This window comes from Thermophilibacter immobilis, from assembly GCF_015277515.1.
Taxonomy (GTDB): Bacteria; Actinomycetota; Coriobacteriia; order Coriobacteriales; family Atopobiaceae; genus Thermophilibacter; species Thermophilibacter immobilis.
On sequence record NZ_CP063767.1, the window covers coordinates 153,947 to 169,026 of the forward strand.

Sequence of the window (15,080 nt, forward strand, 5' to 3'; positions counted from 1 at the left end):
ATAGCGTGACCAAGATTTTCTTCAAGAAGATCGCATCTCAGACGCGGCCGCGCTGACGCGCGGGCCGCAGCATATTTGTATGTTCGAACCATCAGAAGAAAAGAAGATGGTAAGGGCAAACGGTGGATGCCTTGGCACAGGAAGCCGACGAAGGACGCGACAAGCTGCGATAAGCCACGGTTAGGGGCACTTGCCCGCTCGACCCGTGGATCTCCGAATGGGCTAACCCGCGTGGCGTCATTGCCACGCACCGACGGCCGAACACATAGGCCGCCGGGAGGCAACCGGGGGAACTGAAACATCTAAGTACCCCGAGGAAGAGAAATCAAACGAGATTCCCCTAGTAGTAGTGGCGAGCGAACGGGGACCTAGGTCAAAACCGGCGGACGCGCAAGCGCCGCCGGGGTTGTAGGGCCGCGCACAGCGCAGTTACAAAACCTCGTGGAAGCGGAACGGCATGGGAAGGCCGGCGAGACAGGGTTAGAGCCCCGTACGCGAATCCGCGAGGACTGCCGCACGGTACCTGAGTACCGCCGGACACGTGAAACCCGGTGGGAACCTGGGGGGTCCACCCTCCAAACCTAAATACTCTCCTGTGACCGATAGCGAACCAGTACCGTGAGGGAAAGGTGAAAAGCACCCCCCGGGAGGGGAGTGAAATAGTACCTGAAACCGTTTGCCTACAAGCAGTCGGAGCGCCCGCGTGGCGTGACGGCGTGCCTTTTGTAGAATGAGCCAGCGAGTTACGGCATGTGGCGAGGTTAAGCTAGCAAGCGAGCCGCAGCGACAGCGAGTCCCAAACGGGCGCATGAGTCGCATGCCGTAGACGCGAAGCCAGGTGAGCTATCCATGGGCAGGCTGAAGCGGGGGTAAGACCCCGTGGAGGGCCGAACCCACCTAGGTTGAAAACTGGGGGGATGACCCGTGGATAGGAGTGAAAGGCCTATCAAACCTGGAGATATCTCGTTCTCCCCGAAATAGCTTTAGGGCTAGCCTCGGACGTTTACCTGCGGGGGTAGAGCACTGAATGGACGCGGGGGCCTCACCGCCTACCAAATCCAATCAAACTCCGAATACCGTAGGTCCAGAGTCCGGGAGTCAGAACATGTGGGCTAAGCCGTGTGTTCGAAAGGGAAACAGCCCAGACCGCCCGCTAAGGTCCCGAAGTCCATGCTAAGTGGCAAAGGATGTGCGTTTGCTCAGACAACCAGGATGTTGGCTTAGAAGCAGCCATTCATTCAAAGAGTGCGTAACAGCTCACTGGTCGAGTGGACATGCGCCGACAATATACGGGGCTAAGCATGGCACCGAAGCGGCGGACTAATCTAATTAGTGGTAGGGGAGCTTCCGTCCGGGGCGAAGCCGAGCGACGACGCTCGGTGGACCGGCCGGAAGTGAGAATGCTGGCATGAGTAACGAGAGGGGCGTGGAAAACGCCCCCGCCGTACACCCAAGGTTTCCTGGGCAAGGCTAATCCTCCCAGGGTCAGTCGGGAGCTAAGGCGAGGCCGGAAGGCGTAGTCGATGCACAGCAGGTTGACATTCCTGCACCCCCGAGCGGACGTCATCACCGATGGGGCGACGGAGAAGGGTAGCTGGACGGGGTTCTGGACGTCCCCGCGATGGCACGTAGGCCGGGAGCTTGTGAAACGCGGCTCCCACTGGGGCCGAGGTGCCGGACGAAGCGAATGAGCGAAGCCAGCGAGCCCATGCTCCCAAGAAAACCCCCTAGGGAGCCCGCAGGGGCCCGTACCAAAACCGACACAGGTGGGTGGGTAGAGCATACCAAGGCGATCGGGAGAACTATGGTTAAGGAACTCGGCAAAATTGCCCCGTAACTTCGGAAGAAGGGGTGCCGGACAGGGTGGAGGGACTTGCTCCCCGAGCCCAGGCCGGCCACAGTAAATAGGTCCAAGCGACTGTTTATCAAAAACACAGGACTCTGCTGAAGTCGTAAGACGACGTATAGGGTCTGACGCCTGCCCGGTGCCGGAAGGTCACGAGGAGCCGTTAGCGCAAGCGAAGCGGCGAATCCAAGCCCCGGTAAACGGCGGCCGTAACTATAACGGTCCTAAGGTAGCGAAATTCCTTGTCGGGTAAGTTCCGACCTGCACGAAAGGCGTAACGACTTGGACGCTGTCTCAACCATAGACCCGGTGAAATTGCATTAGTCGTGAAGATGCGACTTACCCGCGGAAGGACGGAAAGACCCCGTGAACCTTTACTGCAGCTTGACATTGGCTGCCGGTCCGTCGTGTAGAGGATAGGTGGGAGACTTCGAACCAGGGACGCCAGTCTCTGGGGAGTCGCCCTTGGAATACCACCCTCGACGTTCTGGCAGCCTAACCCGCGACCGTTATCCGGCGCGGGGACCGTGTCAGGTGGGTAGTTTGACTGGGGCGGTCGCCTCCTAAAATGTAACGGAGGCGCACGTAAGGTCTGCTCAGGACGGTCGGCAACCGTCCCTTTGAGTGCAAGAGCACAAGCAGGCTTGACTGCGAGACAGACAAGTCGAGCAGATGGGAAACCAGGTTCTAGTGATCCGGCGGCTCAGTGTGGTATGGCCGTCGCTCAACGGATAAAAGGTACTCCGGGGATAACAGGCTGATCTTCCCCAAGAGTCCACATCGACGGGAAGGTTTGGCACCTCGATGTCGGCTCATCGCATCCTGGGGCTGGAGCAGGTCCCAAGGGTATGGCCGTTCGCCATTTAAAGCGGTACGCGAGCTGGGTTCAGAACGTCGTGAGACAGTTCGGTCCCTATCCTCCGTGGGCGTAGGAAAACTGAGGGAGGCTGCCCCTAGTACGAGAGGACCGGGGTGGACGGACCTCCGGTGTAGTTGTTGTCGACCAACGGCATAGCCCGGTAGCTGAGTCCGGTTCGGATAACCGCTGAAAGCATCTAAGCGGGAAGCCAGTCCCGAGATGAGTTTTCCTTTCGGTAAGGCCACTCGTAGACCACGAGTTTGATAGGCCGCAGATGTAAGCGCCGCGAGGCGCTGAGTCGAGCGGTACTAATCGGCCGAGCTCTTCTCCTCTTCATTTACGTGTTCGAGTCTCGTATGCGACCCTCGCGAGGGGGATCGAGGTCACGCTGTGCGGCCCTGAGGGCACGGTCGAGCGCCGTCCCCAGGCAAGAATGCCCCTTGTTGGTCAGCGACCATGGCAGGGGAGGCACACCCGGTCCCATTCCGAACCCGGAAGTTAAGCCCCCTAGCGCCGATGGTACTGCGGTGTAGTCCGTGGGAGAGCAGGACGTCGCTGACCAACAAGGGGCATTTTCCCGTCGAGGGGGCGGGGGAGCCGGCGGCTCCCCCGCCCCCTCCCGCATGTCGGGAGGGAATCCAAAGCTTTAAAAGAGAGCGGTGGGGGTCCCATATAGGAGCATCTGCCTGCCCTGAGCATCTTGGCTTGGTTCGCACCTTGCCGAGATCGTGTCGCGAAAGTTGGTGTAAGCACGTTCCCCTCAGGCCTGAAGGCCTGAGGGGAACGGCCATCGCCCTAGAATCCCGAACAGCGACGTATCGGGACTAGGAGAGGCGATGACCGCTATGGCAATCATAGGCGATGGGCAGGACGGTGTGACACCGGGGCTGCCCCGGTTCGACGACGGGATGGTGAACGTGGGCGAGCTGGCGAGGGTGCTCGCCGAGTCCGTCGTCAACGAGGTGATGAGCGTCGAGGCCGACCTCGAGTGCGAGGGCGGCAACCAGAGGAACGGCTACCGGGAGCGCTCGCTGCTCACGAGCGTCGGCACGATCACCCTCCGCATACCCAAGCTCAGGCGCGGGTCCTTCTTCCCCGAGGACCTGGTGGAGCGATACTCCAGGACCGACCGCGCGATCGTGGCGGCCGTGGCCGAGATGGTCACCTGTGGGGTCTCGACGAGGAAGGTCGAGCGCGTGGCCCACACGCTCGGTGCCGACAGGCTCGGCAAGGATGCCGTCTCCCGGATGTGCGCCACGCTCGACGAGACGGTCGCAGACCTGCAGGGGCGCGTCTTCCGCGACCTGCGTTTCCCCTACCTGTGGCTCGACGCCACCTACATCAAGGCCCGGGAGGGCGGGCACGTCGGCTCCGTGGCCGTGGTGACGGCGATAGCGGCCGCCGATGACGGCCACCGCTACCTCGTCGGCGTCGACGCGGTCGACACGGAGTCCTACGCGTCCTGGCTCGGGTTCCTGAGGGGGCCTGCGCGACCGTGGCGTGGCGGACGTCATCTGCGTCGTCTCCGACGCCCACGAGGGGCTGAGGCGTGCCATCGAGGAGACCTTCCCGGGCGCCGCCTGGCAGCGCTGCATCGTCCACCTCGAGAGGAACTGCTGCTCGCTCGCCAGGACAAGGCGCCAGCGCGCCCTCGTGGGGCAGGTGCTCTCGGCCGTGTTCGCGGAGCGTGACCCGGACCTCGTCAGGGAGCTCTACCACCTGGCGATCGACGAGGTTGGCGCCATCTGCCCCGCGGCGGGCGAGCTCCTGGAGGAGACCGAGGCTGACGCGCTCGCCTACCTCGACTTCCCCTACGAGCACCACATCAGGCTCAGGACCAACAACATCCAGGAGCGCACCAACCGGGAGATCAAGCGCAGGAGCCGCGTCGTGCAGGTCTTCCCCTCGAGGAGGAGCCTCCTCAGGTACGTCGGTGCCGCTCTCTCGGAGATGGACGAGGCCTGGCAGTCGAGACGCTGGTTCTCCGCAGGGTCCATCCAGGAGGCCTACGAGGAGGACTCCCAGCGTACGCCAGCGCCGGCACCGACGTACGAGGGAACCGCGGCCGAGCATGCCGCCGCCATCATCCGGCTGGTGAAGGCGGACGGCGTTGACTCGAGGAGGAGGGCGGCATAGGATGCGTTAGGAGGAAGCGGGTTCACGGGCGAAGGCACCGCTTACACCAACTTTTGAGACACTACCCTTGCCGACACCCCCTGTTCATTTCTGTATTTTTATATGCTGCCTATAAAAAAATATCATTAAGAGGATTCGAGACGATGTAACTACTTTGTTACACCATCTTGCACGAATCTGCCCGTAATCTTTCCATAAGATACCAAAACTAATTGTTCTATACGCCGAATTGACGGCTCTTTAATGCCAGCTGAATGCTAGCTTGAGGTTAGGGCAGCGCATTTTTGCTGTACGAGGACAAGAGGCTGGGAGGCGGGCGTGATGACTCGGGCGTCGTGTGAGGCACAAAGCATGGATAGGGCGGCAATTGAAGAGCTCTCGGTTGAAGAGGCCGAGGATGCTCCTCCCCAGGGAGCTCCCCTTACGGTCTTTCTGGGCGAGGAGGCTCGCCCGCGCATGCTTGCCCTGTGCTCAGAGCCGGGAATGGGACGTCGTGATGTCATTTCGGCTACGCTCTCGCGGGCCTCGGATGAGGGCGCGCGTGTGCTCAGGCGCGACTTTCGTGGCGTTGGCCCCGAGGCGACCGCTGCACAGCTGGTAAGAATGGCACGCAACGTTTCGCGTATGGACAACGGCGTCGTAGTGGGTTTGGACGAGCTTCCCGCAGCTGACGAGGCGTGCGTGCGTCGGGAGGCGCGTGCCCTGCACAGGATGTGGGAGTCGGGGGCCTCGATTGTCTTCTCGCTGTCTCCCGAAGCGCGTCAGCTTCTTGAGGCTCTGCCGGAGTGCGTGGTCGTGGGGGCCTACGACCTGCTCGTTCGCGCGATTGTGGCGGCGTCTCGGAGCGACCCGCTTTACGAAGTTCGTACGCTGACGCGAGGGATTCCCAGTCTGGTGAGGGGACTCAGGGTTGTCGACACTTCTGGGGCCACCGAGCTCGTGGTGCCCAGCTCATACTATGACGCGCTTTCGCGACTCGTTTCCTTATCTCTGCGCGTCACGCTCACCGAGGGCGACCTCAGGGCCCGTCTTGCCATGCTGCTCCTGGGACAGGGAAGGGTAAGGGATCTCGAACAGGTTCTTGGGGGTGCTGATGATGAGCTCCTGGCGAGCCTCAGGGGAGATGCTCCTCTTTTTGGCGTCTCGGAACGACTGGACTCCTTTGTCTGTCTTCGATCCGACACGACCACGCTTCTCACCTCTTGTTTTCCCGCTCTGAGCTCATCGTGCGCCCTCTTTCCGGACGTGGGGCTCGCGTGTGCGGAGCTTCTGGTGAAGAGGGACGCCTATGCGCGGGCCGCGATCGTGATCGGCATGGTGCCTGATCAGAGTGCGCTTGACCTCGTGATCGCGAGTGGGTCGGGTTTCATCGAAGCCGGTGAGATGGCCCTGGTGAGTGAGGCTGTGGAGAAGAGGGCGTCTTTGGATGACGGCCGCTCGCAGGCGTTAGCCCGCGTCGTGGCGAATCTGGGGAACAAGACGGAGCCTTTGCCCTTGGCTCAGAGGGAAGCCGCCTTCCGCGTGTCCATTGAGGATGAGGAGGGGCGCGCGATCGCCCTGTTTGCAGCGGCTCGTCAGGCGCTGCGGGGCGGACTTACGACGTGCGTCTCTTCCAAGGGGATGCAAGACGCACTGGGCCAGCGCCTTCTCCTGCATCAAGAGGCATGCGGGCTCATGGCGCGCGGACATCTCTCGGCGGCGCTGGACCTGCTTGCGGCCCGCCAGTGTCCTAAGTCGCAGAGAGGGACCTCAGTGGCGCTACTCAGCTGCGATCTTGCAATGACACGTCTGCTTCTTCTCGACAGCTCGGCAAGCACGGAGGAGGTCCTCGCACAGACGCGGGAGACTTTTCGCACGTCGGGGCTCCCGGGACTTGAGGGCTATCCCGATTGCCTTGAGGTCATGGCCTCGCTCTTGTCTGCAGACGACGAGGGGGCTGCGGAGGCAGACGCGCTTGCGGTGCGCGCGGAGCGAGGGGGCGACACCCCCGTACGGGTGCTGGCACTCGTGGCGGGCTGCGTCTTTGACGTGCGTCGGGGCGCATACTCGAGGGCGCACGTTCGTGCGGCATTGGCGCAGGTCATCGCACGCAGCGCCCACCTGGACTACCTGGGTCGCGTGGCAAGCCTGTTCGGCCTGGTCGCGCCCTTCTCCCTGGGGGAGCGCGACGACTCCGAGAGGATCGAGGAGCCCAAAGACGATGACCTAGGAGTCGTGTGCGCTCTCGTGGGCGAGGTGATCACGTCAAGGGGAGACTCTGCCCTGGCCTGCGATAGAATTGCGCCAGACGTTCCCCGGGATGCGCTCTGGCTGCTCTTTGTTCTCACTGAGGGGATGGGGGAGTTCTCCGAGCTCTTGCGAGAGCAGATCCCCCCTTCATGGGCACGAACGCTCTTGAGGGCGAGGGGCGCGCGCAGAGGGCCCTCGTATGCGAAGGCGGGCTCCTCTCCCGTGCTCGTGCCGGCTCATCCGGCGCCAGGGGCCGAGGGCCGTGCCGCTCCCCTTGAGATACACCTGCTCGGAGGCTTCGAGATGCGCGTGCGGGGCTCGCAGGTTCCCGAATGGAAGCTTGATCGTCGCAACGCGAAGTCGATGATTGCGTTTCTGGCCCTGCAGCGCGGGGGCACCGCGAGACGCCATCGGATTGTCGAGCAGGTGTGGCCCGAGAGCGACTACACCTCCGGCTTCAACAAGGTGTACCAGGCCACGAGCACGGTGCGCGCGGCCGTCTCCGAGCTTGACGAGGATCTTGACCCCTTTGTCATGTCGCGCTCGAGCAAGTCGGTGACCCTGAACATGAGTCTGGTGAGCTGCGACGTTGACGAGTTCAGGGCGTGCGCCCGAGAGGCCTCGGATGGCGAGGGGGACGCTCGCGCCGTCGCGATGGCTCGTCGCGCAGAGAAGCTCTACGAGGGAGACCTCTATGTGCCGCTCATGGATGCGACGGGGGCGCTCGCGGCGGCGCGCCGAGAGTTGAGGACGCTCTACATCGACGCAATGGTGGCGGGCGCTGACGCGGCGCTGCGCCTGGGGCAAAAGCGCACGTCCGTCCGCCTTGCGACCGATGCGATCCTAGCTGACGACATGCGAGAGGACGCCCTTATCGTCTTGGTCCAGGCACTCAGGGCGAGCGGAAGAAACGCAGAGGCTGACCAGCACTACCGTAGCTACACCCACAGGCTGGCACAGGCGTCCAGCCGTCCTCCCTCCCGCATGCTGCGCCAGGCGGTGGGGGAGGAGGGTCTGACCCTACCCAGCGCACAGGCACGGGGACGAGGCATGCTATGAGGTCGTGATTGCCGGGTGGAGGCCAAGGTAAGGTTGCGCTTTTAGTGAGACCTGCCCCTTTGGGGAACCTTACTGCGCGCTATGAGTAAAGTAAAAAGGATGAGTGTCCCGGCGGGGTACCGCCTTCCGATTGCAGAGGGTGTCACATGGCAAACTTTCTCTCCAAGCTGCTCTCTATGGGATCTGACAGGGAGCTCAAGGAGTTTGAGCATATTACGGCGCAGGTAAACGACCTCGAACCAAGCTTCGAGGCCATGAGCGAGAAGGAGCTCCGGGGTTGCACCACCGCCTTCCGCGAGCGCTATGCCCAAGGCGAGACGCTCGACGAGCTTCTGCCCGAGGCGTTCGCGGCCGTGCGCGAGGCCTCGCGTCGCACGTTGGGGCTCCGCCACTTTGACGTGCAGATTATCGGTGGCATCGCCCTGCATCGCGGGACGGTTGCCGAGATGAAGACCGGCGAGGGCAAGACGCTCGTCTCGACGCTCGCAGGCTACCTCAACGCCATTCCCGGCGAAGGCGTCCACATTGTTACGGTGAACGACTACCTGGCCAAGCGAGACAGCGAGTGGATGGGGCGAATCTATCGCTACCTGGGTATGAAGGTCGGCCTGCTCCAGAACGGCATGCGGCTCAATCTCAAGAAGCCTGCCTACGAGGCGGACGTTACCTACGGCACGAACTCCGAGTTCGGCTTTGACTATCTGCGCGACAACATGGTCACGCGCTCCAACATGCGCGTGCAGCGTGGTCACCATTACGCCATCGTTGACGAGGCAGACTCGATCCTCATCGACGAGGCCCGTACGCCGCTCATCATCTCGGGTGCCGGCACCAAGTCCGCGACCACTTACAAGGACTTCGCACGCGCCGTGCGCGGTCTCACGTCTGAAGTCGACTTCGAGATGGACGAGGCCAAGCACACGATCGCCACGACCGACGAGGGCCTTAAGAAGATCGAGTGCGCCCTGGGCATCGAAGACCTCTACTCCGACGCCTCCGGTCAGCTCGTGAACCATCTTCAGCAGGCCCTCAAGGCCGAGTACATGTTCCACCGCGACCAGCAGTACGTGGTCACGGACGGCGAGGTCAAGATTGTCGACGAGTTCACGGGCCGCATCATGGAGGGCAGGCGCTACTCCGAGGGCCTGCACCAGGCGATCGAGGCCAAGGAGGGCGTGATCGTCCGCGAGGAGAACCAGACGCTCGCCACGATTACGCTGCAGAACTACTTCCTCATGTATGACAAGCTCGCCGGCATGACGGGCACCGCCATGACCGAGGACGCGGAGTTCCGCGAGGTCTATCACGTTCCCGTCGAGGTCATTCCGCCCAACCGGCCCATCGTCCGCATCGACCACGAGGACCTTGTCTATCGCACGATCGAGTGCAAGTTCCAGGCCGTCGCCGATGACGTTGCCGAGCGTCACGCAACGGGTCAGCCATGTCTGGTGGGTACTGTCTCCATCGAGAACTCCGAGCGCCTCTCACGCATCCTCGACAAGCGCGGCATCAAGCACAACGTCCTCAACGCCAAGTTCCACGAGCGCGAGGCGCAGATCGTTGCCCAGGCGGGACGCGAGGGCGCAGTCACGATTGCCACGAACATGGCCGGCCGCGGCACGGACATCCTTTTGGGCGGCAGCCCTGACCTCATCGCGCTCGACCTTCTCCGCGCACAGGGCGTGGAGCCCGAGGAGGCGACCGAGGAGCAGCACGACGCCGCCCTCGAAGAGGCAAAGAGGACGTGCAAGCGGGAGCATGACAACGTCATCAAGGCCGGTGGCCTGTGCGTCATTGGCACCGAGCGCCACGAGAGCCGACGCATCGACAACCAGCTGCGCGGTCGTTCCGGCCGCCAGGGGGACCCCGGCGAGACGCAGTTCTACCTCTCCCTCGAAGATGACCTCATGCGCCTGTTCGGCGGCGACCGCATGGACCGCATCTCGGCCATGATGGAGCGCTACGAGATGCCGGACGACATGCCCATTCAGGCGAAGATGGTCAGCAAGGCCGTCGAGAGTGCTCAACGCAAGGTCGAGGAAGTCAACTTCTCGATGCGCAAGAACGTCCTTGACTACGACAACGTCATGAACACTCAGCGCCAGGTCATCTACGAGGAGCGCAACAAGATTCTTGATGGCAAGGACCTGATGGAGCACATCGACGAGGTTGCCCTCGAGACGGTCCAGCGTGAGGTGAGTGGCTTTGCGCCACAGGACCATGACGAGACGTGGGACGCGCGCGGCCTCTCAAAGTGGCTCATGGAGCTCACGGGTCGCAAGGACGTTCCCACGATCGACCCCGATGTCGACCCTGAGCCCGACGACGTGGCCGCCCTCGTCGACGACTACGTGGACCGCTGCTTTGCCGAGAAGGCCGAGCGCATCGGCGAAGATCCCATGCACGCCCTCTCCGCTCAGGTCATGCTCCGTGTGATCGACACGCGCTGGATGGCGTACCTCCAGGAGATGGACTACCTCAAGACGGGCATCGGCCTGCGCGGCTTTGGCCAGCGCGACCCCCTGGTGGAGTACAAGAGCGAGGCCTACTCCGCCTTCACCGAGCTCGTGAGCACGATGTACGAGGACTTCCTGCGCACGATCCTGCGCCTCGAGGTCGTGATGCGCCCCCGCGCCACCCCGAGCGAGGAGGAGCCTGACGAGCTGCACGGCGCCCAGTACTCGGGACCGTCGGAGGTCGACGGGGACCAAGGCGCGCGTCGTGCGCCCGCCCCCTCGACTCTCCAGGATCCCGCCGGTCCCCAGGGTGCCAACCCCGGAGCTGCGAAGCCGCGCACCTATCGCAAGGCCGACGACCCCGATCCCTACGTGGGCGTGGGTCGCAACGACCCCTGTCCCTGTGGGAGCGGCAAGAAGTTCAAGAACTGTCATGGCAGGAACCGGTAGATGGCTGACGTTGCAAAAGCGACCCTTGATGCCCTTGCGCAGCGGCTCGACGAGGTAGAGGGCTACCTGCACCTTGACGCGCGCCGAGGTGAGATCGCGGACCTGGAGAAGAGGGGCGCCGCGGCTGGCTTCTGGGACGACGCCGATGCCGCCCGCGCCACCATGGCGCGCCTCTCGAGCGCGCGCGATGACGTCTCAGGCATGGAGTCGGCCCGGGCCAAGCTGGGAGACGCCCGCGCCGCCTTTGAGCTGGGTGAGGAGATGGACGACGAGGACCTTCTCGGGGAGGCGGCCGAGCTCTGTGCGTCACTCGAGCACGACCTCTCCGAGCTCGAGCTCTCGAGCTGGTTTTCGGGTGACTTCGACCACGGAGACGCCATCGTCACGGTGACGCCGGGACAGGGCGGTCTCGAGGCCCAGGACTGGTGCGAGATGCTCTTCCACATGTACCTGCGCTACTGTGATCGGCGCGGCTGGAAGGTCACGGTCAACGACGCCCCGGTCGCGGAGGTTATCGGACTCGACCGTGCCACGTTTACCGTGAGCGGTAAGAACGCCTATGGGATGCTCCGTGCCGAACAGGGCGTTCATCGTCTTGTGCGCATCTCTCCCACGGACGACAAGAAGCGCCGGCAGACGACCTTTGCCGGCGTTGAGGTCCTCCCCGTGGTCCCCGAGGACGTCGAAGTGGACATCGATCCTTCCGACCTGCGCATCGACGTGTACCATGCATCGGGCCCCGGCGGTCAGGGGGTGAACACGACCGATTCGGCCGTGCGCATCACCCACCTTCCCACGAACACGGTCGTGACCTGCCAGAACGAGCGCAGCCAGCTCCAGAACAAGGCTGCTGCCCTGCAGATTCTGCGCAGTCGTCTCTACGAGTTGGAGATGGCCAGGCGCGAGGCGGAGCTCGACGAGCTGAGAGGGCCCAAGCGCGCGATTGGCTTTGGCAACCAGATCAGAAGCTACGTGCTCTACCCCTATCAGCTCGTGAAGGACCTGCGTACGGGTGTGGAGACCGGCAACGTCGAGTCCGTCCTGTCCGATGGTGACCTGGACAAGTTCATCGTGGGCTATCACCGCTGGGCGGCGGGTGGTGGGGAGTCCTCCTCGTGAGCGGCTCCCGGTGGCGCGCGATCGCTCGTGATGCGACCCTCATCGTGGTCGGCTCCCTCATCTTTGCCGTGGGTGTGGACAGCTTCGAGATTCCCAATGGCCTTGCCGCTGGCGGCGTGACGGGTCTGGCTACGGTCTTTCATGCCATGGCCGGTACTGCGGGGTTCTACCTTCCCGTGGGCCTGCAGACCATCGTCATGAACGCTTTGCTTATGACGGTGGTCATTCGCTCGGGTGATAGGGGATACATTGCGCGGACCCTGGGCGGCATCATTGCCTGCGGCGTGTTGACCGACGTTCTTGCCCCGATTGTTCCTGTGCTCACGGGTGAGCGCGACCTGCTCCTGTGCGCCCTATGGGGTGGCGTCATCACGGGAGTGGGACTGGGTCTCGTGTTTCGCACGGGGGGAAACACCGGAGGGACCGACATCATCGCGCAGGTCATCGTGCGCAGATTTGGCATGCCCATGGGTACGGCCGTCATTATCGTGGACGGTATCATAATCGCCTTCTCGGCTACGGTCTTCTCGGTTGAGCAGGCGCTCTATGCAGCCGTGGCGATGTTCATCTGCGGCAAGGTCATTGACGCCGTGGTGGACGGTCCGCGCACCGAGCGTGCCGCCTACATCATCTCGGTCGAGCACGACAAGATCGCCAACGCGATCCTCTACACCCTCAACCGGGGCTGTACCGAGCTTCAGGCGCGTGGCGTCTGGAGTGGCAGCTCCCGACCGGTTCTTTTCTGCGTGCTGGGGCGCTCGGAGAGTACGCGCCTCAAAAAGATCGTCGCCGCATGCGACCCTGAGGCCATCGTGATTATCTCTGAGGTCCACGAGGTCTTTGGCGAGGGATTCAAGCAGATCGAGGGCTAGCGCCCGCTGCTGCCGCTGTCTGTCTCGAGCGTGGGATCGACGCGTATGACCTCGCCTAGTCCGTAATTCTTGAGCGTGGAGACCTGTGCGTCCGTTGCCCCTGTGTCCGTGATGAGCAGGTCAACCTCGTCGGTCGAGCCAAACTGGAAGCTCGAGGTGAGTCCAATCTTGGAGGAGTCGGCGACGATGACGTGCAGCTTGGAGCGCTCGAGCATGAGCGCGTTGATGGCGGGCTCCGGGGCTGTGGCCGAGGTGAGCCCGTAGTTCGCCGACAGACCGGTGAGGCCGAGGAAGCACTTGGTTGCCGTGACGCGCTTTATGTAGGCAAGGGCAATCTCGCCGGTCATGGAGGCGCGCGGTGGGCGAATCTCGCCGCCCGTGAGCAGGATGGCAAGGTTGGGGCACTCATCAAGAAGCAGCGCCTTGCCATTGTTGGTGATGACGGTGACGTCTTGCGCCGTGATGAAGTCGATGATGCCCAGGGCGGTCGAGCTTGCGTTGAGAAAGATGCAGTCCCCGTCCTCGACGTGCTGGGCGGCCTCGTGGGCGATGGCTCGATTGGCGCGAATCTGGCGCGAGCCGGAGGGTCGACCAAGGGGGTTCAGGAGCGTGGCAGTCCCATACTGGCGCGAGACCACCTGGCGCGTCTCGAGGTAGTCGAGGTCACGGCGGATGGTAAGGGCCGACACCTCAAAATGCTCGGCGAGATCCGAGACGCTCACCTGGCCCTGGCTCTCGAGCAGAGCGATAATGGCATCCCGACGCGAGGCAACGAAGGCCTTGCTCCTCTTCATGGACAGCTCCCTGAAAAATACGTGGCTTGATGAAGCTGGATGGTTACAGAGCATTATACGAATGCTATCCAAAAAATCAACCATAACCAATTATAAAATATAAGATAAAAGCTCATATAAATAGAATAAAAAGTAAATAAAAATACTTAGGCCTACTTTTTCGTATAGAGCATTCATAAACAGTATAAATCTCATAATAATGAATAGTATATAGATGTTAAACACTCAAAACTAGATTTATAAAGTAAATTAAATGATATACCTTTTAGGGATGAAAAAGGACCACTGACAGAACTTCTGAAAAAATGAAGAAGTTAATGTGAAAAAATCGTTGCCATGGCGTTCATTTAGTGACACACTTACGAACGTTGGATTTGGAAAATTCAGCAGCCGAGCGACAAAGAATCGCTCCTGGTGAACCACGCATGGGAAGTTGAGGTGAGTACGCATGCTGAGTGATCTTCTCGACAAGAGCCTCGTTCGGCTTAATGTCGAGGCCACCGACTGGCAAGACGCTATCAGAAAGTCTGCCCAGCCGTTGGTGGAAAACGGTAAGGTCACCCCGGGCTACGTCGACGACATTATCAAGGGCGTCCTCGATCTTGGGCCCTACATCGTCATCACGGAGCACGTGGCCCTTCCGCACGCGCGTCCCGAAAGCGGCGCGCTTGAGTCTGCCGTGGGGATTGTCACGCTTAGGGACCCCGTCGAGTTTGGCAGCGCCGATAACGACCCCGTCAAGTTCCTGTTTCCTCTGAGTGCCAAAGATAACGACAGCCATCTGAGCGCCCTACAGTCCCTCGTTGAGCTCTTGAGCGATCCGGACTTTTTTGCCCAGCTGGAAAACGCCAGAACGCCACAGGACGTCGTGGACCTTGTCCACACAAAGGAAGGGAGATCGTAATGTCTCAGAAAAAGTACCAGGCACTAGTTTGCTGCCGCGCCGGAATGGGCTCGTCTATGATGCTCAAGATCAAGTGTGACCAGGTCATCAATGAGGAGAAGCTCCCCATCGAGACCGAGCACGGTAACCTCGACTCACTTATCGGCTTTACCGGTGACCTTGTTATCACCATGTCCGACCTAACCAATGAGCTCAGCGCCGACCCCCGCGTTCCCTCCGCCATCGGTATCACCAATATCGTCGACAAGAAGGAGATCAAGGAGAAGCTCACTGCGTGGCTCGCCGAGCATGCCGCATAGCCCTCTCGCGTTTTTTGCCTTGCCTCTGACTGAGTAGGTCAAACGAAACTATTGGTA

The 15,080-nt window shown here is 61.8% G+C and carries 7 protein-coding genes, 2 rRNA genes and 1 pseudogene; 9 read left to right on the forward strand and 1 reads right to left on the reverse strand.

The features are described 5' to 3' along the window. Positions 1-99 precede the first annotated feature (99 nt). From INP52_RS00710 to INP52_RS00740, 7 genes and pseudogenes are all read left to right on the forward strand, one after another. A 23S ribosomal RNA gene (locus tag INP52_RS00710) occupies positions 100-3,037 on the forward strand. A gap of 114 nt (positions 3,038-3,151) precedes the next feature. Next, positions 3,152-3,266: ribosomal RNA gene (rrf, locus tag INP52_RS00715) — 5S ribosomal RNA — on the forward strand. A 284-nt stretch (positions 3,267-3,550) separates the two neighbouring features. Further along, positions 3,551-4,841 (forward strand): annotated as a pseudogene (locus INP52_RS10225) (IS256 family transposase). Positions 4,842-5,192: 351 nt separating this feature from the next. Then, entirely contained in the window at positions 5,193-8,129 is a 2,937-nt protein-coding gene (locus tag INP52_RS00725; RefSeq protein ID WP_194371534.1) for an AfsR/SARP family transcriptional regulator, read from the forward strand. A gap of 146 nt (positions 8,130-8,275) precedes the next feature. Continuing rightward, complete coding sequence (secA, locus tag INP52_RS00730; protein ID WP_194371536.1) at positions 8,276-11,035, forward strand: preprotein translocase subunit SecA; 2,760 nt, start codon at positions 8,276-8,278, stop codon at positions 11,033-11,035. Beyond that, positions 11,036-12,154: a peptide chain release factor 2 gene (gene prfB / locus INP52_RS00735; RefSeq protein ID WP_194371538.1), complete on the forward strand. Its 1,119-nt coding sequence runs from the start codon at positions 11,036-11,038 to the stop codon at positions 12,152-12,154. Next, positions 12,151-13,026: a YitT family protein gene (locus INP52_RS00740; protein WP_194371540.1), complete on the forward strand. Its 876-nt coding sequence runs from the start codon at positions 12,151-12,153 to the stop codon at positions 13,024-13,026. The genes prfB and INP52_RS00740 overlap by 4 nt, the downstream gene beginning before the upstream one ends. On the opposite strand, the gene INP52_RS00745 is transcribed toward INP52_RS00740, so the two are convergent. Next, a complete protein-coding gene (locus tag INP52_RS00745; protein WP_194371542.1) occupies positions 13,023-13,820 on the reverse strand; it encodes a DeoR/GlpR family DNA-binding transcription regulator in 798 nt (265 codons plus the stop codon). The genes INP52_RS00740 and INP52_RS00745 overlap by 4 nt on opposite strands. Positions 13,821-14,268: 448 nt before the next feature. Here INP52_RS00745 and INP52_RS00750 point away from each other — a divergent pair, with 448 nt between their 5' ends. Continuing rightward, the gene (locus tag INP52_RS00750; protein WP_194371544.1) at positions 14,269-14,724 is read left to right on the forward strand and encodes a PTS sugar transporter subunit IIA; all 456 of its coding nucleotides are present in this window, start codon (positions 14,269-14,271) and stop codon (positions 14,722-14,724) included. Continuing rightward, the gene (locus INP52_RS00755) at positions 14,724-15,023 is read left to right on the forward strand and encodes a PTS sugar transporter subunit IIB (RefSeq protein ID WP_194371546.1); all 300 of its coding nucleotides are present in this window, start codon (positions 14,724-14,726) and stop codon (positions 15,021-15,023) included. The genes INP52_RS00750 and INP52_RS00755 overlap by 1 nt, the downstream gene beginning before the upstream one ends. The last annotated feature ends 57 nt before the right edge of the window (positions 15,024-15,080 follow it).

Excerpts from the sequence above, each read along its gene's own strand:
- INP52_RS00725 (WP_194371534.1), top strand. The coding sequence starts at position 5,193 with ATGGATAGGGCGGCAATTGAAGAGCTCTCGGTTGAAGAGGCCGAGGAT.
- secA (WP_194371536.1), top strand. The coding sequence starts at position 8,276 with ATGGCAAACTTTCTCTCCAAGCTGCTCTCTATGGGATCTGACAGGGAG.
- prfB (WP_194371538.1), top strand. The coding sequence starts at position 11,036 with ATGGCTGACGTTGCAAAAGCGACCCTTGATGCCCTTGCGCAGCGGCTC.
- INP52_RS00745 (WP_194371542.1), bottom strand. The coding sequence starts at position 13,820 with ATGAAGAGGAGCAAGGCCTTCGTTGCCTCGCGTCGGGATGCCATTATC.
- INP52_RS00750 (WP_194371544.1), top strand. The coding sequence starts at position 14,269 with ATGCTGAGTGATCTTCTCGACAAGAGCCTCGTTCGGCTTAATGTCGAG.
- INP52_RS00755 (WP_194371546.1), top strand. The coding sequence starts at position 14,724 with ATGTCTCAGAAAAAGTACCAGGCACTAGTTTGCTGCCGCGCCGGAATG.